Here is a 21,386-nt window from a genome sequence, read left to right on the forward strand (position 1 = left end):
AAAATATAACATTTTTTATCATTTTTGCACAATGAGACAAGGGACAGGCACGGCTGCGCCGTGCCTGTCCCTCTGTTAAGAAAGTCTTTTCGATACCCCGGGCAAGCTTTTTATTCGCTCACCTTTGGAAATTGCAGGGTGAAGGTACTTCCCTTTCCCATCTCGCTCTCCAGCGTCACGCCGACGCCAAGATACGCCGCGCCGTGCTTCACGATGGAAAGTCCCAGACCTGTCCCCCCGCTGGAATGGCTTTTATCCACCCGGTAGAAGCGCTCGAACACCCGCTCTCTTGCTTCCCGCGGGATGCCGATGCCCGTATCCCTGACAGTGACCCGGGCGCCCGCCGGCGTATCCGCCACGGTCATGGCAACGCTGCCGCCGGGATGATTGTACGCCACGGCGTTATCGCAGAGATTATACAAAATCTCCTCCACGATCTGCGGCACGCCCCGCGCCGGTACGCTCTCGCCGGTAAGGCGCATGTCCACCTGCTTTTTTTCCGCCGCGGCGGCAAGCTGGCGAAAAACCGCCTGCGCCTGGGCGTAAAGGTCCACAGTTTCCCACTGGGCCGTGGGGCCGCCCTCATCGAGACGGGAGAGCTTGATGATGTCGTTGACAAGCCCGATCAGGCGCTGGGCCTCCCGGTGGATGTTCCCGGCAAAATGGGGGATGTCGGCGGGCTTCACCATGCCGTTTTCCAGAATCTCCGCCGTGCCGAGGATGGAGGTCAGGGGCGTTTTCAACTCGTGGGAGACGTTTGCGGTAAATTCCCGGCGCAGCCGGTCCCGCTGCTCCTTCTCCGTCACATCCAGCACGATGAGCACCGCGCCCGCCACGGCGCCCTCCTCCATCACGGGACTTGCCAATACCCTGCGGCAGTCGTCGGAGCGCTCCAGCAGCTCCTCGCAGCGGCGACCGGCGAGGGATTCCTCCACGCAGCGGCGGAAACCGGCCTCCCGGTCCAGCGCCAGGACGCTCTGCCCCTCCTCCACCGGGCCTCTCGCCCCCAAAAGGTGCAAGGCCGCCGAGTTATAGGACAGCACCCGGGTCTCCTGATCCACCACCAGCAGTCCCTCGCTCATGTTTTCCGTGATGGCGGCAAATTCCTCCCGCCGCTGCTTGAGGTCCAGCACTTGGCGCTGGATCTGCCGGTTCTGGCTGCGGATTTTTCCCACCAGAGGAGAAAGCTCCTCATAGACCGCCTCCTCGCCGGGGTTTCCGAGATCGATGGCGTTGATGGGCTCCACCAGCTGCTGGGCCACCCGACCCGCCAGCCACAAAGCCATGCAAAACGCCGCCAGCATCATAAAGGCCACCGGCTGGATCGCTTGCAGCACCAATATCCAGACGGAGTATTGGGCGCTGGCCGTGCGCAATACGGAGCCGTCGGTCAGCCGCAGCGCGTAATAGAGCGTCCTTTGAGAGAGCGTGCTGGAATAGCGGGCGGCACTGCCCTTGCCCAGCGCCAGCGCCTCGCGGAATTCCTCCCGGTCGGCGTGGTTGCCCATATCCGCCGGTTCCTCCCGGTTATCAAAGAGGACCGTGCCGTCGGCCGCGATCCACGTGACGCGGCTCTCGTCGGGAAATTCGCTTTGAAGGTAGGCGATGCCCTCGTGCTCCACGCCCCGGGCTATGTAGGCGGTGCTCCGGGCCAGTTCTGCGGCCACCCGGTCCTGAAAATAGCCGTGCAGCACCCCGACGATCAAAACGAAACTGGAAACCAGCACCGCCAGCGTCACGGTCAGGATGGAGCGGAAAATCCGTTTTGTCATCAGACCCCGCCGCCTTCCTGCGTGATCTTATAGCCGTAGCCCCGAATGGTCTCAATGTAGGCCCCCGCGTCCCCCAGCTTTTGTCGGAGCGTGCGCACATGCACGTCCACGGTGCGGCTTTCGCCTGTAAAGGTATAGCCCCACACCTCCTCGATCAGCCGTTCCCGGGAGAGCACCTGTCCCCGGTTTTTCAAAAGCAGGCACAGTACCTCGAATTCCTTCTGGGTAAGGACCACCTCCTGATCGTTTACCGTCACCGTGTGGCTGCCCGGGTCCACCGTCAGCGCGCCGCAGCGGTACGCCCCGCCGTCCTCCCGCTCCACCCTGCGCAGCAGCGCCCGAATGCGGGAGAGCAGCTCCATCATGCCGAAGGGCTTTGCCACATAGTCGTCCGCCCCGGCGTCCAGCCCCAGCACCTTGTCGTATTCGGTGCTCTTGGCGGTGAGCATAATGACCGGCGCCTTCGCCGTGCGGGCGGAGGCGCGGAGCTTTTTCAAAACGCTCACGCCGTCCTCCTCCGGCAGCATGATATCCAGCAGCACCAGCGTGGGCGCCTCCTCCGCCACAGCCGCCCAGAAGGCGGAGGGCAGGGCAAAGCCCCGCGTCTCCATGCCCTGATGGCTCAGCGTATAGATTACAAAATCCCGGATGCTGTCGTCGTCTTCCAGCAAATAGATCATAAGGGCCTCCTGTATGTGAAAACATGCGGCCTCAAAGGGACTGCGGACGCTTCCGCAGTTCTTTTGAAGCCGGGGGGAGCGGGTTTGCCGCCCCCGTTAAATCAATTGCTGTTCGTTAATCATCAGCTTGAACTGCAAGCCCAGCTTCTCCGCCGCCTTGCGGCAGAGGATCATGCGCTGCATGAAAATCTCAAAGTAGTCCATCACGGAGCCGTACTTCGTATCCACGGAGAGCTTGAGCTTGATGAGGGTGTGCTCCTCATTGATCTTCAGCTGCGCTTTTTTCACAGAGTAGTTCACTCGGTCGTGGATGTCGAAATTGGCCAGCTCCTGATTGCGGACCCGGCTGCGGCGCACGTCGGACTTATCCGCCAGAATCAGCGCCGCCGCCACGGCGTTCACCGGCTGACCGGTCCCCTCGTCGTGGTTGCCGATGGCGGTGACGATGGTGGCGATCTCCTCCGGGTCGCAGCTGAGATTGTCCAGAATCCGAAAGGCCATCACAGCGCCGGACTGGGAGTGGTCGATGCGGTTGACGAGATTGCCGATATCGTGGAGGAAGCCTGCAATTTTTGCCACCTCCACCGTCCGGGCGGGATAGTCCAGCGTTTCGAGAATATACCCCGCCGTCTCCGCCACCAGCGTCACGTGGGCGAAGCTGTGCTCCGTAAAGCCTGCGGAAACCAGCGACTCGTCGGCCCGCTGGATATAGGTGCGGATGGCGGGGTTGTTTTTCACGTCCTCAAAGGTCAGCATCCTCGTTTCCTCCTCTTGTGCGGGAAAACAGCTCTGCCGCCCCCGCCTGTTTAGTTGTTGGACGGATGGATTCCGGTGATGGAGTATTCCACCCATTCCGCCACGTTGGTGGCATGGTCGCCGATGCGCTCGAGGTACTTTGCCACCATCATCAGCTCCAGCCCCTGCTCCCCGCTGGCAGCGTCCGCCGCGATGAGGGCCACAAGCTCCCGTTTCACCTTGTCGAACAATTCGTCCACCCGGTCGTCCGCGGCGCACACCGCCCGGGCAAGCTCCAGATCATGCCGCACGAAGGAGTCCACGCTGTCCGTCACCATGCCGATGACGGCCCGGGCCATGTCGGCGATGTGCAGCGCGCCCTGCCCGTCCGGCAGGCGCACGAACCGGGTAAGCTCCGCAATGTCCGCCGCCTGATCGCCGATGCGCTCCAGATCGGAGATCATCTTCAGCGCCGCGGAGATTTCCCGCAGGTCCCGGGCCACGGGCTGCTGCTGCAAAAGGAGCTTCAAGCAGAGGTTTTCCACCTCCCGCTCCTGCCGGTCCAGTTCCCGCTCCGCCTCCTCGGCGGCACGGGAGAGCGCCTCGTCGTTTTTTAAAAGAGCCTCTGCCGCCGCAGAAATCGCGTCCTCACAGGTCGCGCCCATCTGGATCAGCTCCACATGCAGCCGCTCCAGCTGCTCATTAAACGTATTTCTCATGGTTCCCCTCCTTAACCAAACCGTCCGGTAATGTAGTCCTCGGTGCGCTGATCCTTCGGCGTGGAGAAAAGCTCCTCCGTCCGGCTGAACTCCACCAGATCGCCCAGCAGAAAGAACGCCGTATTGTCGGAAACGCGGGCGGCCTGCTGCATGTTGTGGGTTACCATGATGACAGTATACTTGTTTTTCAATTCCACTGCAAGGTCCTCGATCTTGGAGGTGGAAATCGGGTCGAGCGCACTGGTGGATTCGTCCATCAGCAGCACCTCCGGCTCCACCGCCAGCGCCCGGGCGATGCAAAGCCGCTGCTGCTGTCCGCCGGAGAGGCTCAGCGCGCTTTTTTTCAGCCGGTCCTTCACCTCATCCCAGATGGCGGCGGAGCGCAGGGATGCTTCCACGATCTCGTCTAGCTGCACCTTGGAGCGGGTGCCATGGGTCCGGGGACCGTAGGCCACGTTGTCGTAAATGCTCATGGGAAAGGGGTTGGCTTTTTGAAACACCATTCCCACCTGTCGGCGCAGCCACGTGGGGTCCACCCCGTCGTCGTAGATGTTTTCGCCCCGATAAGAAACCTCCCCGGTGATGCGGACGGAGGGGATCAGGTCGTTCATGCGGTTGAGCGTGCGCAAAAAGGTGGACTTGCCACAGCCCGACGGCCCGATAAACGCCGTGATCTCATGGGCTGGAATGTCCACGTTGATGCCGTGGAGGGCATGGTTGGTCCCATACCAGAGGTTCAGGTCTTTTGCCTGTATCATCGTACCCATCGTATTCTCCCGTTACTTTTTTAGGAATCTCTGATGAAATCAACGCGTTCGGATTGGTGAGCGCGGGGATTTCATCAGATGTTCCTTAGTTTCCTGCCCGCAAAATTGGCGGCCAGATTGATGAGGAATGTCAGCACCATCAAGATGGCGGCAATGGCGAAGGCCACGCCGGTCTCGCCCCGTTCGTTGGCGTAGACGTACAGCGCCACCGTGAGCGTTGCGGAGGAGGATTGCAGCGCGGTGAAAAAGTCGTTCAGCACGAGACCGAAGCCCGCCGTGAACAGCAGTGCCGCGCTCTCGCCCACGATTCGTCCCACCGCCAGAATACAGCCGGTGACGATGCCGTCCACGGCGTTGGGCAGCACCACGGTGCGCACCATGTGCCACTTTCCCGCTCCAAGACCCAGCGCGCCCTCCCGATAGGACTGGGGCACCGTTTTAAGGCTTTCCTGCGTCGTGCGGATGATGGTGGGCAGAATCATGATGACCAGCGTCAGTCCGCCGGCCAGAATGCCCGGCGCCAGCCCCAGCTTCTGGACAAAAAACAGCATGCCCACAAGGCCGAAGATGATGGAAGGGATGCCCGTGAGGGTCTCGGCGGCAAATTCAATGGCGGCCACCACCTTGGCCTTGGTGGCGTACTCCGTGAGATAGATGGCGGCCCCCACGCCCAGCGGCAGCACAAGGAGCATCGCCACCAGAATGATATAGAGCGTATTGAGGAGGTTTGGCAGGATGCCGATGGTATCCTTGATATAGCTGGTCTGAGACGAGAGCAGCTGCCAGGAGAGATTGCCAAGGCCCCGGTAGAAGATATACCCGATGAGGAAGATCAGCAGCGCGCAGGTGATCCCACTGCACAGCCACAACAGCGCCCGCAGTCCCGTGTCATAGACCCGGCGGCGGGGAGAGAGCTTTCGGTCCATGTCAATCCTCCTTCTTGTTTTTGATGAACACGTTCAAAAGCACATTGATGAGCATGATGAACAAAAACAGCACCAGTCCGATGGAGTAGAGCGCGTTGCGCTGGAGACTGCCGTAGGCGGCGTAGGACATCTCCGAGGCGATGGCGGTGGTGAGAAAGCGCACGGAGGTGAAAATCCCCGGCATATTGGCAACGTTGCCCGCCACCATGATGATGGCCATGGCCTCGCCGATGGCGCGGCCCACGCCCAGTACCACCGCCGTTGCAACGCCGCTGCCCGCGGCGGGCAGGGACACCCGGAAATAGGTCTCGATCTCCGTGGCCCCCAGCGCCAGCGACGCTTCCTCATACTCCTTGGGCACTGCCCGCAGCGCCGTTTCGGAAACGCTGATGATGGAGGGCAGAATCATGATGGAGAGCACCACGATGGCCGCCAGCAGGCACGCGCCGGAGCCAAGGCCAAACACATTCTGGATGGCGGGCACCAGCACGATCATGCCCACAAGGCCGTATACCACGGACGGGATGCCCGCCAGCAGCTCCACTGCGGTCCGGATGACCTTGGCGGCCTTTGGCGGGGCCACCTTTGCAAGAAACATGGCGGTCATCAGTCCCACAGGCACCCCCACCGCCACCGCCCCGGCGGTTCCGTAGACGGAGGTCAGGATGAAGGGCAGGATGCCAAAGGACGGGGCCACCGTGGTGGCGGTGGGCGCCCAGACCCTTCCAAAGAGAAAGTCCGCAAGTCCGATTTCCCGGATGGCGGGCAGGCCGGAAACGATCAGATATAAACTGATAAACAGCACAAACGCCACCGCTACAATGCCGCACAGCAAAAACAGCAGGTGGAAGGTCAGCTCCATCCTCTCCCGGCGGTTTTTCCGCCCTGCGGGGATCGGTATTTTTCCGGCGGCGTGCTTCGCGGCAACGTGGGGCAGCGCATTTCCCATTTCCATCGTCTTATGACTCCTTCCATCGGTGGGAACAGCCCCCGCCCAATTTTTGAAGCGGGCGGAGGCGTTCCAAAGAGAGGGCTGTTCCTTTATTTCGCCACGGGCACCGCACCGGCGGTGCGGATCAAATCGTTGGCGGAGGCGGAGGTTGCAAAGTCAAAGAAGGCCTGTGCCTGCTCGCTCAGCGCCGTGCCGTCCTTGGTGACCAAGACGAAGGGGCGCTGGATGGCGTAGCTGCCGTCCAGCACGGTTTCCTCCGTGCAGGCGACGCCGCCCACCGTGACAGCCTTGATGCCCTCTTTACCCTCGACTGCGGAGAGGGAGGCGTAGCCGATGGCGTTGGGGTTGCCCTTCACCGCCTCAATGACAGCACCCGTGGAGGTCAGCTCCTGACTGAGCAGGCAGGTATCCTTGGTGCCGGTGATCGTCTCAAAGCCGTCCCGGGTGCCGGAACCGGCCTCCCGGCCGATGCAGGAGATGGCGCTGGCCGCGCCGCCCACAGCGCTCCAGTCGGCGCTCTCGCCGGTGAAGATCTGGGCGATCTGCTCCACGGTCAAATCGGACACCGTGCTCTGGGCGTTCACGATGACGGCAATGCCGTCCAGCGCGACGGTGGTCCCCACCAGCCCATTGGCAGTCTCTTCCTCCTTCAGTCCACGGGAGGAAAGGCCGATGTCGGTGGACCCATTGGAGACCGCCTCGATCCCCGCGCCGGAGCCGGTGGCGTCGTAGGTGACGGTGACGCTGCCGTTATCCGCCATAAACTGCTCGCTCAAAACGCCGATCACTTTTTCCATGGAGGTGGAGCCGTTGGTTGCCACTGAGCCGCTGAGCTTGACCTGCTCGGGAGCGGGCGTGCCGTTTCCTTGGGCAGGAGCTTCCTCCTTGCTGGCGCAGCCCGCCAGCAGAGACAGGGCCATCGTCAGCGTCAGCAGACGTACAAAACCTTTTTTCATCAAAATGAACTCCTTTTTTATGTCGTTTTCCGTTTGGTACAGCCTTAGTATAGACAACTCCACGTAAAATCCGTCACCAGGGCTTTGTAAAGTCTGTGTAAAACCGCGTTTTTTCATAAAATTTTTAACGGCGGCAGCGTATAAAAATTCCCTGCACAGTCGCTGTTGAAACGTTTGCGCAAATGTGCTATTCTGGAAACAAGCAATGGGCAGACGGCGCCGCTCCCCAGTTTGGAAGCGTTCCGCCGCCACGCAGCCGTAATCCCGCAACTTGACGAAAAGGAGTATATGGTATGATTAGTCAGGACATCCGGGCGCTAGCGCCGGAACAGGACCCCCTGCGCATGGGTATGGGGTGGAAGGTGGAGGATCTCTCCAAGCCCCAAATCATGATCGAGAGCACCTTCGGCGACAGCCATCCCGGCAGCGCCGGTCTTTTTGAGCTGGTGAATGAGGCCGCCCGCGGCGTTGCAGACGCCGGCGGCAAGTCCGCCCGCTTCTTCACCACCGACATCTGCGACGGCATGGCACAGGGCCACGACGGCATCAACTATTCTCTGGCCAGCCGGGACGCCATCTGCAACATGATCGAAATCCACGCCCAGGCCACCCCCTTTGACGGCGGCGTGTTCGTCACCAGCTGCGACAAGGGCATGCCTGCCCACCTCATGGGCATCGGCCGGGTGAATATGCCCTCCATCATGGTCACCGGCGGCGTGATGGACGCCTATCCTCTGAAGGAACACGTGGAAAACATCAAGGAGGACCTTCTCACGCTGGAGCAAATCGGCATCTACTCCGCCAAATGCGAGCGGGGAGAGATCAGCGCGGACGAGCTGACGTGGTACAAGCAGCACGCCTGCCCCTCCTGCGGCGCCTGCTCCTTTATGGGCACCGCCTCCACCATGCAGATCATGGCCGAGTCGCTGGGACTGATGCTGCCGGGTTCTGCCCTGATGCCCGCCACCTGCCAGGATTTGCAGGAGTTTGCCTACAAGGCTGGCGTGCAGGTGCTGGAGCTTGCCAAAAAGGGCTTAAAGCCCCGGGACATCGTCACCATGAAGTCCTTTGAAAACGCCATCATGGTCCACGCCGCCATCTCTGGGTCCACCAACTCCCTGCTGCACATCCCCGCCGTGGCGAAGGAATTCGGCCTTGAGATCGACGCCGACATGTTCGACCGGATGCACCGTGGCGCCCACTACCTGCTGGATATTCGTCCCGCCGGAAAGTGGCCCGCCCAGTTCTTTTACTATGCCGGCGGCGTGCCCCGGATCATGGAAGAGATCCGCTCCATGCTGCATCTGGACGTGATGACCGTCACCGGCAAAACGCTGGGTGAAAACCTGGACGAGCTGAAAGAGAGCGGCTTCTACGACCGGTGCGACGCATACTGCGCCAAGTGGGGCACCACCTGGCAGGACATCATCCACCCCTTCGACAAGGCCATCGGCACCGACGGCGCCATCGCCATCCTCAAGGGCAATCTGGCCCCCGAGGGCGCGGTCATCAAGCACACCGCCTGCCCCAAGGAGATGTTCCACGCCACGCTCAAGGCCCGCCCCTTCGACAGCGAGGAAGAGGCCATTTACGCCGTTTTGCACAAGCAGATCCATCCCGGCGAGGCGGTGTTCATTCGCTACGAGGGGCCCAAGGGCTCCGGTATGCCGGAGATGTTCTACACCTCCGAGGCCATCTCCTCCGATAAGGAGCTGGGACGCACCATCGCCCTCATCACCGACGGGCGCTTTTCCGGCGCGTCCACCGGCCCCGCCATCGGCCACGTCTCGCCCGAGGCCGCCGAGGGCGGTCCCATCGCACTGGTGGAGGAGGGCGACCTCATCCACATTGACATTCCGGAGCGGAAGCTGGAGATCGTGGGCATCCACGGCGAGGAAAAGACGCCCGCAGAGGTAGCTGCCGTTCTGGCCCAGCGCAAGGCTGCTTGGAAACCCAAGGAGCCCAAGTATCCCTCCGGCGTTTTGAAATTCTTCTCCCAGCACGCGGTCTCCCCCATGAAGGGCGGCTACATGGACTAAGTCTCCCCTGACGTTAATTCACACCAGAAAGGATGTTTCAAATCATATGACAGCTCTTGAAAATCGTATTTCCGAAATCGGCGTCGTGCCGGTCATCAAGCTCAACCACCCCCAGCGGGACGCGGCCAATCTGGCCCGCGCCTTGTGCGCAGGCGGCGTTGCCGTGGCGGAGGTCACCTTCCGCGCCGCCGGGGCGCCCGACGCCATCCGCAGCATGAAGGAGGCCTGCCCCGACATGCTGGTGGGCGCAGGCACCGTTCTCACCACCGCGCAGGTGGACGAGGTGATCGCCGCAGGCGGTCAGTTTGTGGTCACCCCCGGTCTCGATCCAGAGATCGTGACCTACTGCCAGGAAAAGGGCATCGCGGTGTTCCCCGGCTGCACCACCGCAACCGATTATCACACCGCTTACAAGCTGGGCCTCACCGTGCTGAAGTTCTTCCCTGCGGAGCAGTCCGGCGGCCTCGCCAAAATCAAGGCGCTCAGCGCCCCCTTCTCCATGTTCAAGATCATGCCCACCGGCGGCGTCTCTTTGAAGAACCTGAAGGAATACCTCTCCGCCCCCGTCATCTGCGCCTGCGGCGGGTCCTACATGGTCACCGCCGACCTGATCGACAACCAGAAGTGGGACGAGATCACCGCGCTTTGCAAGCAGTCCATTGAAATTGTGAAGGAGGCCAGAACGCATGGCTAAAATTGTAACGTTCGGCGAGCTGATGCTGCGCCTTGCCCCCAACGGATATTACCGCTTCTTCCAGGACGACCAGCTGCAGGCCACCTTCGGCGGCGGCGAGGCCAACGTGGCGGTGTCCCTTGCCAACTACGGTCTGGATGTTGCCTTTGTGACCAAGCTCCCCAGCCACGCCATCGGACAGGCCGCGGTGGATTCCCTGCGCCACTTCGGCGTGGACACCAGCAAGATCGTCCGCGGCGGCGAGCGCGTGGGCATCTACTATCTGGAAAAGGGCGCCTCTCAGCGGGGCAGCGTGTGCATCTATGACCGCGCCCACTCCGCCATTCAGGAGGCAGAAAGCGCCGAATTCGACTGGGACGCCATCTTCGAGGGCGCGGACTGGTTCCACTTCACCGGCATCACCCCGGCGCTGGGCCCCAACATGGTGGAAGCCTGTAAGCAGGCCTGCATCGCGGCAAAGAAGCACGGCGTGAAGATCTCCTGCGACCTCAACTATCGCGGCAAGCTCTGGACCCGGGCAGAGGCCCGCGCCGCCATGACCGAGCTTTGCCAGTACGTGGACGTTTGCATCTCCAACGAGGAGGACGCCAAGGACGTGTTCGGCATCGAGGCGGAGAACACGGATATTTACAGCGGCAAGCTCAACCACGAGGGGTACAAGTCCGTGGCCAAGCAGCTGGCGGACCAGTTCGGCTTTGAAAAGGTGGCCATCACCCTGCGCACCAGCATCTCCGCCAGCGACAACGACTGGGCGGGCATGCTGTACGACGGGAAGGAGTACTGCTTCTCCAAGGGCTATCACCTGCACATCGTGGACCGTGTGGGCGGCGGCGACAGCTTCGGCGGCGGCTTGATCTACTCCCTGCTCTCCGGCAAGTCCACCCAGGCGGCGGTGGAGTTCGCGGTGGCGGCTTCCGCACTGAAGCACTCCGTGGAAGGCGACTACAATCGCGTCAGCGTCTCCGAGGTGGAGAAGCTGGCCGGCGGCGACGGCTCCGGCCGCGTCCAGCGCTGAGCTTCATCCATACATAAAAAAGGTCTGCGGAGCAAATGCTCCGCAGGCCTTTTTTTCACGCGCGCTCTGCGTCTCTGTGCCCAAACAAAAGGCCCACCGCGCCGCACACTGCCGCCGGGACCACCCAGCCAAACCCGTAAGACGCCAGTGGCAGCCGCTCCAAAAAGTCCATCGGCATGCCGCGCCCCTTGAGAACGCTTAACAGACTAAAGGCCAGCGCGCCCAGCACTGCAAAACGGTACACCCAGTCATTGGGAATCCACCGGTGAAGAAATGCCAGCGCAATGAGCACCAGCGTCGGCGGATACACGATGTCCAGAATCGGCCCTGCGATGGCAACAATCTGCTCCAGGCCAAAGTTGGAAACCTCCGCGCTGAACACAGAAATCAGAATCACCAGCAGCCGGTAAGGAATCCGCTCCCCGGAAAGGTGGGCGAAATAGGCGGCGGCCGAGCTTACCAGCGCCACGGCAGTGGTGATGCAGGCCAGCGCCACCACGATGGAGAAGAGGACGATGCCGCCGCTGCCCAGCAAATTTCGGACAATGGAGGTCATGAGGAAGGTGCGCAGCACGGTAAGATCGAAAAAGCAGGAGGTGGTGACGCCAAGATAGGTGAGGCCAAGGTAGACCACCAGCAAGGCGACGCCTGCCACGACACCCGCGCCCGCCACCACCCGAAACTGCGCCTTGGGATCGGTGTGCCCCTTTTCCCGGGCGCTGTCCAGCAAAATGATGCCGAATACCAGCGCTGCCAGCACATCCATGGTCTGATAGCCCGCCTCGATGCCGGTGCGGGGGACATTTTCCACCAAAATATGCGCCGGGACCGGTCCGATGGGGTCGATGACTCCTTTGACGATCAGCACCAAAAGCCCCAGCAGCAGCGCGGGCGTAAGCACCTTGCCCACGATATCCACAACGGCGGATTCATTGAGACAAAGCAGCAAAATGAGTGCAAAAAACAGCACGGAAAACCACACCGGCGAAAGGCCGGAGACCAGCGGCGCAACGGACATCTCGTATGTGGTGGCCGCCGTGCGGGGAATGGCCAGCATGGGGCCGATGCATAGAACGATGGCGCTCATCAGCACGGTGGAGGGGATTCGCCCAATGGGGCGGGTGATGCCGTCGGAACTTCCGCTGCGCAAAATCGCAAAAAGCGCCGCCAGCGCAAGGCCGATGTCGGCCAGATAGTAGCACAAAAAGCCCAGTACCCACTGCCTTCCGCAGCCCAGTCCCAGATAGGGCGGGAAAATCACATTGCCCGCGCCAAAAAACATGGAGAACAGGGCAAATCCAATGACAAACATGTCTTTTCGCTGGTGTTGCATGAAAAAACCTCCTGAGAGTGAAGATGAGCAAGCGCGGTATAGCTTGTCCATTTTACACGAAATAAGAAAAGCGACGCAGAAAAGGGAACTTTTTCGATTCCGTCGCCGTCCTTCTAAACAGAATACAGCGACGCCTGTGGCGTCCCGAAAAAGGAGAGTTCATATGAAGCTGAGACTTTTGGCAGTCCTTTTGGCACTTGCCATGGCCCTGTCCCTGACCGCGTGCGGGAAGAAGGCCGCGCCGGAGGAGCCCGTGGCGCCGCCGGAGATCACAGAGCCCGCGCCGGAGGACAGCGGTGCGGTGGAGGACAGCGACGCGGAGCAGCCGCAGGACGATTTGGAAAGCGACGAGACCCCCGCCGAGACCCCGGATGTGGGCGACGCCGCGGCAGACGCGGATAAGACCCAGACGGCAGATACTGCGGAAAAGCCGGCGGCGGATACCGCGCAAAAACCGGTGAGCAAGCCCGTCGAGAAGCCTGCCAAGAAGCCCGTTCAAAAGCCTGCTGAGAAACCCGTCGAAAAACCCGCCGAGAAACCGGTTGAAAAGCCCGTCGAAAAGCCGGTTGAAAAGCCCGCCGAGAAGCCCGCGGAGCCGGTGAGCACTGTCGACCTCGGGGGGTTCTATGATACCCTCTCCACCATCGAGACCGCGCCCTCCCTGATGAAGATCGAGGGGGAGAGCGTGGATGCCTTCTACGCCGGGCTGGGCGACATCCAGACCAAGCAGTGCGCGGTGTACATGGCAATGATCTCCGCCGCCGTGGGGGAGCTGGCTTTGGTGGAGGTCGAGAATGCCGACGATGTGCAGAAGGTGAAGGACATCTTCCAAAGCCGCATCGACTACCAGGTGGGAGACGACACCAACCCCGGCGCAGCCTTTTATCCAAACAGCATTGAGGGCTGGAAGAACAACTCCCGCATCGTCTCGAACGGTAACTGCGTCATGCTGGTGGCCTGTGATGGCGCGGATGACGTGGTGGCATCCTTCAACGCGCTGTTTGCGTAAGCCTTTGCCGCCGGGCGGCAAAAAAGAGGGCAGGACATTCGTCCCGCCCTCTTTTACGCTCTGTCGGGATAATCAGATCTTGATCAGCTCGTATTCCTTGGTGCCCAGCCCCAGCTTTTCAGCGTGGTCCAGACACACCTGCCACTCCGTATCCGGGTGGGCGGCGTGGAGAAGGTCCCCGCAGGAGCAGTCGTATCCGCCGTCAAAGAGGACGCTGCCGGGTAGCGGCGGCTGGGAGATCACCGCGTCGGCGCAGGCCTGATCCAGCGCCACGGGATCAAAGGAGGCGAACATCCCCACATCCGCGGCGATGGGCGCGTCGTTTTCACCGTGGCAGTCGCAGTTGGGGGAGATATCCAGCACCAGAGAGACGTGGAAGCAGGGACGATTCGCCACCACCGCCTTGGTATACTCGGCAATTTTCTTATTTAGGATGGCAGGGGCCTCGTCATCCCGGGAGCAGATGGCGTCCTTGGGACAAATGGCAAGGCACCGGGCGCAGCCCACGCATTTCGCGGTGTCGATGGCGGCTTTCCCGTCCTCACCGAACTGGGGCGCACCGTGGGCGCAGATTTTGGCGCAGGCCCGGCAGCCGATGCAGCGCTTTTGCTTGACGAAGGGCTTTCCCGCGTTGTGCATCTCCATCTTGCCGGCCCGGGAACCGCAGCCCATGCCGATGTTTTTGAGGGCGCCGCCCATACCGGCCTGTTCGTGGCCCTTGAAGTGGGTGAGGGAGACGAATACGTCGGCGTCCATCACGGCCCGGCCAATCTTGGCCTCCTTCACATACTCGCCGCCCTCCACGGCGACGCACACCTCGTCGTTGCCTTTAAGCCCGTCGGCAATGAGGATGTGGCAGCCGGTGGAGTAAGGGGTAAAGCCATTGACATAGGCGGATTCGATATGGTCCAGGGCGTTTTTTCGCCCCCCCACGTAGAGGGTGTTGCAGTCCGTCAAAAAGGGCTTTCCGCCCTGACTTTTTATAAGGTCCGCCACGGCCTTGGCCCAGTTGGGCCGAAGGTAGGCAAGGTTCCCCGGTTCTCCGAAGTGCATTTTAACAGCCACATACTTGCCATCCATGTCGATCTCGCCGAACCCGGCGGTCATCATGAGACGGGCCAGCTTCTGGGGCAGATTCTCCCGCCAGCTGGGGCAGCGGAAATCCGCAAAATAAACCTTGGACAGTTCTGCCATCATTTGTTCTCCTTTATTTTTTATCGGCGGTAGGTCCCACCGCTCACTCGCCCAGATCCACGTTCACGTGGTCGGTGCCGTGGCGGTCGAACTCGGAAAGATAGGTGTCGATGCGTTCCATGAGCGCGCTGTAATTTTCCCGGGTGAGGGGTTCTCCGTCCATGTCCCGCAGGGCCAGCTCCTCCGCCAGAATCTCGTAAAACACGACGTCCTCATAATTCTCAATGGCCTCGTGGATGCCGCCGTCCGCAAAGGCGCGGGAGGGAATCATCTCGCCCCGGTAAAGCTCCACCAGTTTATTCATTCTGTGGGGAATGCAGTGGGAGAAGATCAGGCTTTCCACCTGATCGTATTCCTTGATGCGGTCGTCCTCCCGGGTGGAGTTCATCACCCAGTTTCCGATGTACACAAGATCCAGCAGATACCGGAACTGCTGTTCCGTCAGCTCAATGTTCATTGGGCAACACCTCCATGTAATCCTCAACTGTGGCTATTATAGCAAAGGGCGCAGGGAAAAGCCATATAAAAAAGAGGGGAAAAAGACTAAAATCTGTCTTGCGGGGAGCATCGTTGCATAGTATAATATATAATTTAGATGCGAAAATGTATACAATTCCGTACAGAATGAATTTTCGCTGACGGAAAAGGAGTTTATAGAAGCTATGGATATGCGACCCATCGGCGTGTTCGACTCGGGCCTTGGCGGCTTGACGGCGGTGCGCGCCTTGCGGCAGATCCTTCCGGAGGAACATCTCATCTATTTCGGCGATACCGCCCGGGTGCCCTATGGCGGCCGGTCCAAGGAGACGCTGCTCAAATATGCCCGGCAGGATGTGCACTTTCTGCGCTCCTTTGACCTCAAGGCCATCGTCATCGCCTGCGGTACCGTGTCCACCACGTCGCTTAGTACGCTGCAAAAAGAAAATGACCTGCCCATTGTGGGCGTGGTGGAACCCACCTGCCGCCGGGCGCTTTCCGTGACAAACCACAAAAAGGTGGGCATTATCGCGACCCTTGCCTCCATCCGCTCCGGCGCTTACGAAGCGACGCTCCGGCGCCTTGACCCGGAGGTGGAGGTGATGGGGAAGCCCTGCCCGCTGTTTGTGCCGCTGGTGGAAAGCGGGCGCATCCATCGGGGCGATGTGGTGATCGAGACGGTGGCCCGGGAATATCTGGAGCCGCTGAAAAGCGCCGGGATCGATACCCTGATTCTGGGCTGCACACACTATCCCCTGCTGACGGACATCATTTCCGATATCTGCGGCCCCGGCGTGTCGCTGGTCTCCGCGGGAGAGGAATCCGCCTTTGAGCTTAAACGCCTTTTGAAGGCCGGGGAGCTGCGGGCGGAGGAACATAGCCCCGGCGGCGCGGAATTTTACGTCAGCGACCGGGTGGAAGATTTTGAGCGCATTGCGTCGGTGTTTTTGGGAGAGGACCTGCACCATGCGGCACGGAGGATTGACATTGACCAGTATTGAACATGAAAAGCTGCCGGTCCTTCTCTCCATTCGCGGGGAACAATATTTTGACGACGTGGACCCGGACGCCACGGAGCTGATGACGGAGGGCACGATGGAGCTTACCGGCGGGGAGCTGCGTTTAAGCTATCAGGAAACCGCGTTGACCGGCATGGAGGGTACGCTCACCACCTTCGCGGTGAAGGGCCCGCAGGTGATTTTGACCCGCATGGGAAGCGTGAACTCCCAAATGGTGTTTGAAGAGGGCAGGCAGCACACCTCCCTTTATGAAACGCCCTATGGGGAATTGGCCGTAGACATCCAGACCAGCCGCCTGCGCCACAACCTGACGGAACGGGGCGGCGTGATGGAGATCAAATATTCCATTGCTGTGGAACATACGCTCACAGGCCGCAACTGCTTTAAAATCCGGGTAAAGCGGAAACACTGAAAGAAACTCATCTCAACGAAAGAGGAATGAACGATATGATAAACATGATCCAAAAAGCAAAGGACGCAGCTGCCGAGCTGACCATGCGGGCGTACCGTGCCGCTGCGGCGGACGGCACGCTGGCGCAGGCGGAGGTCAAGACCGCGCCTGTGGAGATTCCAAAGGACAGCGCCAACGGCGATTTCACCACCACCTTCGCGCTGGCGGCGTCCAAGGCGCTGCGCCAGCCGCCCCGGAACATTGCGCAGGCGCTGCTGGACCATATGGACCTGACGGACACGTACTTTTCCAAAGCTGAGATCGCCGGCCCCGGCTTTTTGAACTTCCGCCTGAACGAAACGTGGTATCGCGACTTGATGGACGCCGTGGAGCGCGAGGGCGCCGGTTACGGCACCTCCGACCGCCTCAAGGGGCAGCGGATCATGGTGGAGTTCGTCTCCGCCAACCCCACCGGCCCCATGCACATGGGCAACGCCCGGGGCGGCGTGCTGGGCGACACGCTCGCCTCCGTGCTCTCCGCCTGCGGCGCCGATGTGACGCGGGAGTTTTACGTCAATGACGCCGGGCATCAGATCGAGAAATTCGCCCTCTCCATCGAGGCCCGCTATCTTCAGCTTATGCAGGGAGAGGACGCTGTGCCCTTCCCGGAGGACGGTTATCAGGGCGGCGATATCCGGGATCTGGCCCAGGCCTACTACGACGAAAACGGGGACAAGCTTCTCCATGTCCCCGCGCAGGAGCGGCAGGAGACGCTGGCGCAGTACGGGCTTTCCGTGAATCTGCCCAAGATGAAGAGCGATCTGGAGCGATATAAGATCCGCTACGACAAGTGGTTTTATGAATCCACCCTCCACGAAAGCGGCTATGTGGCTGAGACGGCGGAAAAACTGACTGAGGCGGGCTGGACTTATGAAAAGGACGGCGCGCTGTGGCTCAAGACCGCCCAGATCATGCGGGAGAACCTCATCAAGGCCGGCAAGAAGGAAGCGGACGTGGAGAAGCTGGATTTGAAGGACGACGTGCTGCGCCGGGCCAACGGCTTCTACACCTACTTTGCCGCCGATATTGCCTACCATTGCAACAAATTTGCCGTCCGGGGCTTTGACCGTGTCATCAACATCTGGGGCGCCGATCACCACGGTCACGTGGCCCGGCTGAAGGGCGCGCTGGACGCGCTGGGCCTGAATGGCTCCGAGAAGCTGGACATCGTGCTGATGCAGCTGGTGAAGCTGCTGCGGGACGGCGAGGTGGTGCGGATGAGCAAGCGCACCGGCAAGGCCATCTCCCTTTCCGACCTGCTGGACGAAATTCCCGTGGACGCCGCCCGCTGGTTCTTCAACGCCAAGCCGGATACCCAGATGGAATTCGATCTGGGCCTTGCCGTGCGGGAGGATTCCGAAAACCCCATCTACTATGTGGAATATGCACACGCCCGCATCTGCTCGCTGCTGCGGGCCATGAGGGACGAGGGCGTCACCGTCCCCGCCCAGGCGGAGGTGGACATGTCTCTGCTCTCCGGGGAAACGGAGCGGGCGCTGCTCCGGCAGATCGCTCAGTTTGGCGAGGAAATTTTTCTGGCGGCCCGGGACTATGACCCCAGCCACATCAACCGGTATTTGCAGGAGCTGGCGGGCTGCTTCCACCGGTTCTATACCGCCTGCCGCATGAAGGGCGAGGCGGCGGCGCTGCAATCCGCGCGGCTGAAGCTGGCGGACGACACCCGGATCGTGCTGCGAAACGGTCTGGCGCTCATCGGCGTGGAAGCGCCGGAGAAGATGTAAAGGATGCCCCTCCGTTTTTTCGCGCGTTCCCCTTATCATGGCGTTTCCGAGCCTTTCGACACGCTGCGAGACCGCGCCAAATGGCGCGGTCTCTTTCCCGCCTCTGTCAATCCGGCGGGCAGACTCGATTCCCTACTTATTTAACAGCGGAAAATTTTACGGCTCATTCGGAGGTTGCGATGGAGCAATTGGAAGAACACTCTTGGCGCGCGGCGGCGCGCGCGGCGTTTCCCGTGACCATTCCGGTCCTGACGGGATATCTCTGCCTTGGCATGGCCTACGGCCTTTTGATGCAGGCCAAGGGCTATGGCCCTTTGTGGTCCGTGCTGATGAGCGCGCTGGTTTACGGCGGCAGCATCCAGTATGTGGCCATCACCTTCCTCACCACGGCTTTTGACCCGGTGCAGGCCTTTGTGCTGGCGCTGATGGTGAATGCCCGCCACATGTTTTATGGCCTTTCCATGCTGGAAAAGTACCGGGGCACAGGAATGGCCCGTCCCTTTCTCGTGTGTACGCTGACGGACGAGACCTATTCTCTGCTCGCCACGCTGGAACCGCCTTCCGGCGTTTCCAGGCAGCGGTTTTATACCGCCGTCTCCCTGTGGGATTACCTCTATTGGGTGATCGGCACGGCGCTGGGCGGCTTTTTGGGGATGCTGGTCACCTTTGATACCACCGGCATGGATTTCGCTTTGACGGCGCTGTTCGTGGTGCTGTTTCTGGAGCAGTGGAAAGTGCCGGAAAACCGGCCCGCCGCCGTCATCGGCCTTGCCTGCACGGCTCTGAGCCTGACGCTCTTTGGGGCAACCAATTTGGTGATTCCCGCCATGGCGATGATTTTAACGGTGCTTTTGGGCCAGAGGAGGCGGTTGCTATGCGCCTGAGCGCGCTGCAAGCTCTTTGCATCATTGCGCTGGTGGCTGCCGGGACGCAGCTGACCCGCTGGGTGCCCTTCTGGCTGTTTCCGGAGCATCGCCAGCCGCCCCCGGTGGTGACGTATCTGGGGCGGGTTCTGCCCCCGGCCATGATGGGCCTTTTGGTGGTATACTGTTTAAAGGGCGTTTCCTGGTCCGCCGCCTCCCACGGCGTGCCGGAGCTTAGCTCCATTTTGCTGGTGGCGGCGCTGCACCGGTGGAAGGGCAACGTGCTGCTCTCCATCGCGGGCGGCACGGGGCTGTACATGCTGCTGGTACAGTTGGTTTTTGCGTAAAGGGGCGCATAATCCCCCCCTCCTTCGCATAGACTGAACGTGCAGCCCAGCGGCTGCACTTGTGCATTAAGGGGGGTGGGCGCCATGCGCAAACGGCTGTTTTACTGGGAAGCCGCAGGCCTCTTGTGGACCGCGGCACTGGGAGTTTTACTGCATTTCGCCTTTGACTGGAGCGGCGGCAGCGCCCTGGCGGCGGCATTTTCCGCAGTAAACGAGTCTACCTGGGAGCATATGAAGCTGCTGTTTTTCCCGCTCTTCCTCTTTTCCGTCCTTCAATTGTGGACAATGGGGCGAAACTATCCCAACTTTCTGGCGGCGCGGGCCGTGTCGGTTCTTTTTGGACTGGTGCTGATTCCCACCCTGTTCTATACCTATACCGGCGTATTGGGGTTCCATATCCCCTGGGCGGACATTTTGGTGTTTTTTTTGGCGGACTTTGGCGCGTTCGCCCTGGATTTCTGGCTGCTGCGCCGCGGAGCTCTTTTCCGGCCGTGGCAGCAGGTGGCGGGACTGCTGGTGCTGTGGGCGCTGGCCTTTTGCTTCGTCTGGTGCACGTTTCATCCGCCCCATGCGGCGCTGTGGCAGGACCCTGTCACGAAAACGTTCGGGATTTCATAAAAACTTTGCCGAAAAACCTCGTACTCTTTCGCTGCCGGGGCAGCGAAATCAATTGGAATCATGTTCTCCCGCGACATGTGCGTGGGAGAACATACTTTGCGCGAAGCGAGCGTCGAATTGTTCGCCAAAGGCGGACATATGAGGCGCAGAGTGAAGCGAGATCCCCTCGAAAAAGTGCCGTAGGCACTTTTTCGACAGACGCAGGCGCCCCTCCTGAGAGGGGCGCCTGCGTCTGTTCACAGGTATTTCACATTTCCCCACCTTGACCGCGCCGCGACGGCACGGTATAATTACGTATTATTGATCCGAAGGAGGTCCTTGTATGGAGATGCATCCCCGGAAAAGCACGGTGCCATTTTACGCGGTGGCGGTTTTGTGGATCGTCAGCGGTGCGCTGCTGCCGCTTTACGCCCCGATGCATTACGGATTGCTGGCAGCGGTGTCTGCGGCGGTTTTTCTTGCGGTGAACGCCCTGTGCCGGGGCGGCGGCGTGGCCCGCACGGCGGAAGCGGCTGTCGAGCAGGCGGAAGTGAAAAAAGAAGAATCCACCGGCGACCCCGCGCTGGATAAAATGCTCAAGGACGGACGGCTGGCCATCGCCGAGATGAAGCGGCTGGACGACAACATCGCCGACCCGGGCATTTCCGCCGACATTGTGCGGCTGGAGCAGGTGTCCGCCAAAATTTTTGATGAGGTGAAGCAGGACCCCAAGAAGCTCCCCCAGATCCGGCGCTTTATGGACTACTATCTGCCCACCACGCTCAAGCTCCTCAACAGCTATGACCGCATGAGCACCGCCGGTGTTTCCGGTCAGAACATCGATACCACCCTTGCCAGAGTGGAGGGCATGATGCGCACGGTGGTGGCAGCCTTTGAAAAGCAGCTGGACAGCCTGTACGGCGCGGAGGCGCTGGACATTTCCACGGATATCACGGTGCTGGAGAGCATGATTGTGAATGCTAATATGTATTTGAGCCACTTTTCATAAAAATGCTAGCGAACATTTGAGCCACCCAATAAGCCTCTATATAATGGGATGAACCAGTTATGTGGAGGTGGTGAAAGGTGGTAACAACAG

At 60.6% G+C, this 21,386-nt stretch carries 22 protein-coding genes; 11 read left to right on the forward strand and 11 right to left on the reverse strand.

Annotated features, from left to right (window positions below; translation table 11 throughout):
• Positions 1 to 110: 110 nt before the first annotated feature.
• The 8 genes from PHI30_RS05055 to PHI30_RS05090 all read right to left on the reverse strand — a co-directional run bounded on the left by PHI30_RS05055 (position 111) and on the right by PHI30_RS05090 (position 7,507).
• Entirely contained in the window at positions 111 to 1,772 is a 1,662-nt protein-coding gene (locus PHI30_RS05055) for an ATP-binding protein (RefSeq protein WP_300024726.1), read from the reverse strand.
• Complete coding sequence (locus PHI30_RS05060; protein WP_300024729.1) at positions 1,772 to 2,452, reverse strand: response regulator transcription factor; 681 nt, start codon at positions 2,450 to 2,452, stop codon at positions 1,772 to 1,774. Before PHI30_RS05060 ends, PHI30_RS05055 begins: the two co-directional genes overlap by 1 nt.
• 96 nt (positions 2,453 to 2,548) lie before the next feature.
• Positions 2,549 to 3,208 carry an HD domain-containing protein gene (locus PHI30_RS05065; protein WP_300024732.1) on the reverse strand — a complete coding sequence of 220 codons (660 nt, stop codon included), beginning with the start codon at positions 3,206 to 3,208 and terminating at the stop codon, positions 2,549 to 2,551.
• Positions 3,209 to 3,258: 50 nt separating this feature from the next.
• Entirely contained in the window at positions 3,259 to 3,906 is a 648-nt protein-coding gene (gene phoU, locus PHI30_RS05070; RefSeq protein ID WP_300024735.1) for a phosphate signaling complex protein PhoU, read from the reverse strand.
• An 11-nt stretch (positions 3,907 to 3,917) separates the two neighbouring features.
• Positions 3,918 to 4,673, reverse strand: a complete 756-nt coding sequence (pstB, locus tag PHI30_RS05075) for a phosphate ABC transporter ATP-binding protein PstB (RefSeq protein WP_300024738.1) — start codon at positions 4,671 to 4,673, stop codon at positions 3,918 to 3,920.
• 74 nt (positions 4,674 to 4,747) lie between these two features.
• Positions 4,748 to 5,599 (reverse strand): phosphate ABC transporter permease PstA, encoded by an 852-nt coding sequence (gene pstA, locus PHI30_RS05080; protein ID WP_300024778.1) that lies wholly within the window; start codon positions 5,597 to 5,599, stop codon positions 4,748 to 4,750.
• Between the two features lies 1 nt (position 5,600).
• Positions 5,601 to 6,461: a phosphate ABC transporter permease subunit PstC gene (gene pstC, locus PHI30_RS05085; protein ID WP_300024820.1), complete on the reverse strand. Its 861-nt coding sequence runs from the start codon at positions 6,459 to 6,461 to the stop codon at positions 5,601 to 5,603.
• A gap of 179 nt (positions 6,462 to 6,640) precedes the next feature.
• Positions 6,641 to 7,507, reverse strand: coding sequence for a phosphate ABC transporter substrate-binding protein (locus PHI30_RS05090; RefSeq protein ID WP_300024781.1), 867 nt, complete (start codon positions 7,505 to 7,507; stop codon positions 6,641 to 6,643).
• Between the two features lie 293 nt (positions 7,508 to 7,800).
• On the opposite strand from PHI30_RS05090, the gene ilvD reads away from it, so the two are divergent.
• The 3 genes from ilvD to PHI30_RS05105 are packed head-to-tail and all read left to right on the forward strand — an operon-like array spanning position 7,801 to position 11,255.
• Entirely contained in the window at positions 7,801 to 9,546 is a 1,746-nt protein-coding gene (gene ilvD / locus PHI30_RS05095) for a dihydroxy-acid dehydratase (protein ID WP_300024784.1), read from the forward strand.
• A gap of 46 nt (positions 9,547 to 9,592) precedes the next feature.
• Positions 9,593 to 10,240: a bifunctional 4-hydroxy-2-oxoglutarate aldolase/2-dehydro-3-deoxy-phosphogluconate aldolase gene (gene eda / locus PHI30_RS05100; RefSeq protein ID WP_300024787.1), complete on the forward strand. Its 648-nt coding sequence runs from the start codon at positions 9,593 to 9,595 to the stop codon at positions 10,238 to 10,240.
• A complete protein-coding gene (locus PHI30_RS05105; protein WP_300024790.1) occupies positions 10,233 to 11,255 on the forward strand; it encodes a sugar kinase in 1,023 nt (340 codons plus the stop codon). Before eda ends, PHI30_RS05105 begins: the two co-directional genes overlap by 8 nt.
• A 55-nt stretch (positions 11,256 to 11,310) precedes the next feature.
• Here PHI30_RS05105 and brnQ read toward each other — a convergent pair whose 3' ends face one another.
• Positions 11,311 to 12,588: a branched-chain amino acid transport system II carrier protein gene (brnQ, locus tag PHI30_RS05110; protein ID WP_300024792.1), complete on the reverse strand. Its 1,278-nt coding sequence runs from the start codon at positions 12,586 to 12,588 to the stop codon at positions 11,311 to 11,313.
• A gap of 163 nt (positions 12,589 to 12,751) precedes the next feature.
• On the opposite strand from brnQ, the gene PHI30_RS05115 reads away from it, so the two are divergent.
• Positions 12,752 to 13,597 (forward strand): DUF4358 domain-containing protein, encoded by an 846-nt coding sequence (locus PHI30_RS05115; RefSeq protein WP_300024794.1) that lies wholly within the window; start codon positions 12,752 to 12,754, stop codon positions 13,595 to 13,597.
• Positions 13,598 to 13,669: 72 nt separating this feature from the next.
• Here the strand turns inward: PHI30_RS05115 and PHI30_RS05120 are convergent, their stop codons facing one another.
• Both PHI30_RS05120 and PHI30_RS05125 read right to left on the reverse strand, forming a co-directional pair.
• Complete coding sequence (locus PHI30_RS05120) at positions 13,670 to 14,791, reverse strand: DUF362 domain-containing protein (RefSeq protein ID WP_300024797.1); 1,122 nt, start codon at positions 14,789 to 14,791, stop codon at positions 13,670 to 13,672.
• Between the two features lie 43 nt (positions 14,792 to 14,834).
• Positions 14,835 to 15,248, reverse strand: coding sequence for a hypothetical protein (locus PHI30_RS05125; protein ID WP_300024800.1), 414 nt, complete (start codon positions 15,246 to 15,248; stop codon positions 14,835 to 14,837).
• 205 nt (positions 15,249 to 15,453) lie between these two features.
• Between PHI30_RS05125 and murI the strand changes: the two genes are divergently transcribed.
• The 7 genes from murI (at position 15,454) to PHI30_RS05160 (ending at position 21,296) form a co-directional block, all read left to right on the forward strand.
• On the forward strand, positions 15,454 to 16,269 hold the full coding sequence (gene murI, locus PHI30_RS05130; RefSeq protein ID WP_300024803.1) for a glutamate racemase: 816 nt from the start codon (positions 15,454 to 15,456) through the stop codon (positions 16,267 to 16,269).
• Positions 16,256 to 16,699, forward strand: a complete 444-nt coding sequence (locus tag PHI30_RS05135) for a DUF1934 domain-containing protein (RefSeq protein WP_300024805.1) — start codon at positions 16,256 to 16,258, stop codon at positions 16,697 to 16,699. The genes murI and PHI30_RS05135 overlap by 14 nt, the downstream gene beginning before the upstream one ends.
• A 35-nt stretch (positions 16,700 to 16,734) precedes the next feature.
• Positions 16,735 to 18,480: an arginine--tRNA ligase gene (gene argS, locus PHI30_RS05140; protein ID WP_300024807.1), complete on the forward strand. Its 1,746-nt coding sequence runs from the start codon at positions 16,735 to 16,737 to the stop codon at positions 18,478 to 18,480.
• Between the two features lie 179 nt (positions 18,481 to 18,659).
• Positions 18,660 to 19,364: an AzlC family ABC transporter permease gene (locus tag PHI30_RS05145; RefSeq protein ID WP_300024809.1), complete on the forward strand. Its 705-nt coding sequence runs from the start codon at positions 18,660 to 18,662 to the stop codon at positions 19,362 to 19,364.
• The gene (locus PHI30_RS05150) at positions 19,355 to 19,690 is read left to right on the forward strand and encodes a branched-chain amino acid transporter permease (RefSeq protein ID WP_300024810.1); all 336 of its coding nucleotides are present in this window, start codon (positions 19,355 to 19,357) and stop codon (positions 19,688 to 19,690) included. Before PHI30_RS05145 ends, PHI30_RS05150 begins: the two co-directional genes overlap by 10 nt.
• Positions 19,691 to 19,774: 84 nt before the next feature.
• The gene (locus PHI30_RS05155) at positions 19,775 to 20,308 is read left to right on the forward strand and encodes a DUF6512 family protein (RefSeq protein ID WP_300024813.1); all 534 of its coding nucleotides are present in this window, start codon (positions 19,775 to 19,777) and stop codon (positions 20,306 to 20,308) included.
• Positions 20,309 to 20,630: 322 nt separating this feature from the next.
• Positions 20,631 to 21,296, forward strand: a complete 666-nt coding sequence (locus PHI30_RS05160) for a 5-bromo-4-chloroindolyl phosphate hydrolysis family protein (protein WP_300024816.1) — start codon at positions 20,631 to 20,633, stop codon at positions 21,294 to 21,296.
• The last annotated feature ends 90 nt before the right edge of the window (positions 21,297 to 21,386 follow it).

The sequence above is a fragment of the Oscillibacter sp. genome (assembly GCF_028693505.1).
Classification (GTDB): Bacteria; Bacillota; Clostridia; order Oscillospirales; family Oscillospiraceae; genus Oscillibacter.